This window comes from Streptomyces sp. NPDC058221, assembly GCF_042882365.1.
GTDB lineage: Bacteria > Actinomycetota > Actinomycetes > Streptomycetales > Streptomycetaceae > Streptomyces.
In genome coordinates, this window is the sequence record NZ_JBHVWF010000248.1 from 1 (window position 1) to 1245 (window position 1245).

The following is a 1245-nucleotide window of genomic DNA, read 5'->3' on the forward strand; positions in this document are numbered from 1 at the left end:
CGCCCGGCCGGGGGGCCGCGCCCGCCCCGCCCCCCCCCCCGCCACTCTCACCTATCAGCCCAACACCCGTGCTGAGCGCGGCATCCCAGCACCCGCGGCACCGGTTCGATGAACAGCCGCGGAAACACGTTTCGCTCGACCTGTGCAGCCCGCCCGAAGAACACCCCATGCTCCGAGACGCGCTCCGCCAGCTGACCGAGGCGAAGATTGCCCCGCTCGCGACCACGTCGACGGGGAGATGCGGCTCACCAACTCACCCATCGGGCATGCGGCATCAGCATGGCCGGCCCCACCCTCGGCCCGTTGCCACTCCTCGGCGCATAAGAAGCGTGTCGAGGAAGTGGTGAACGCCCGAGGTCTGTTCAGTCGCCGACAAGTGTCCGGCTCCCCGACGGTTCTTCAAGCCCGGGCTGTCGTGGAGGCGACGATCCAGTTCCTGAACTCGACCGCGAAATGACGGAGATGATGCTCCAGCACACTCTCCGGACACGCGGTGGGCAGGTAGACCGTCAGACTCGACGTGAATCCGTCATCGGTGTCACCGAACTGAATCAGCACCCGTCCCACAACCGTGCCGTCGGCGAGAAAGAGATTCGAGGCCTTCTTGTGTGGGAACTCCGCTTCCGGGAGGAGCTCCTCCGCGTCCGCGGCCCACGCCAATGCCTCAGCGGACCAACTGCCGAGGTAGAAGGAACAGACATGGGGGCCGATGTTCTCCACGATGTGGACCGCTCCGTCCGGCTGCCCGGCCATCACATAATGCTCAGGCTGTGCGGCCAGGAGCACGTTCTCGTCAGCGAAGGCCTTGTCCATCCAGGCCACGAACTCGCCGGCCGTGGAGCCCCGCGTCGCGAGCACCGTTGCCCCCACGTTGAAGCTGCCGCCGGAGAGGCCCGCGCTCTCCCGCAAGAAGGCCTCTCCCTTGCCGATGTCCTCGGCCAGCAGGTCGAGCAGACCTTGACGTCCCAGCCGTGATCTGAGGCGACCCAGGGCGCGGCGCGCGTAGAACAACTCGAAGTCGTCGATGCTTCCGCCACCGGTCGGTCCTGATACGAGTGTCACGGCCGCAGGAAGCGACGGCTGATTCCGAGTCATCTTGAGGCTCCATCGAATGAGTGAATGCGCTTTTTGTTCGCTTCAGTTGCACGTAGAAGCACGGCAGGCGTGTGAACCAACGTCATGGCCAGAAAAGTTGACCTGCCTCCGCTGCAGATGTCAGGTGGTGGGCGGCGAGGGGCCCGAGGC

General features: G+C 65.6%; 1 protein-coding gene. It reads right to left on the reverse strand.

Going from position 1 to position 1245, the window contains the following annotated elements:
- Positions 1-399: 399 nt before the first annotated feature.
- Complete coding sequence (locus ACFVW8_RS37770; RefSeq protein WP_389698337.1) at positions 400-1062, reverse strand: hypothetical protein; 663 nt, start codon at positions 1060-1062, stop codon at positions 400-402.
- Positions 1063-1245: the final 183 nt, after the last annotated feature.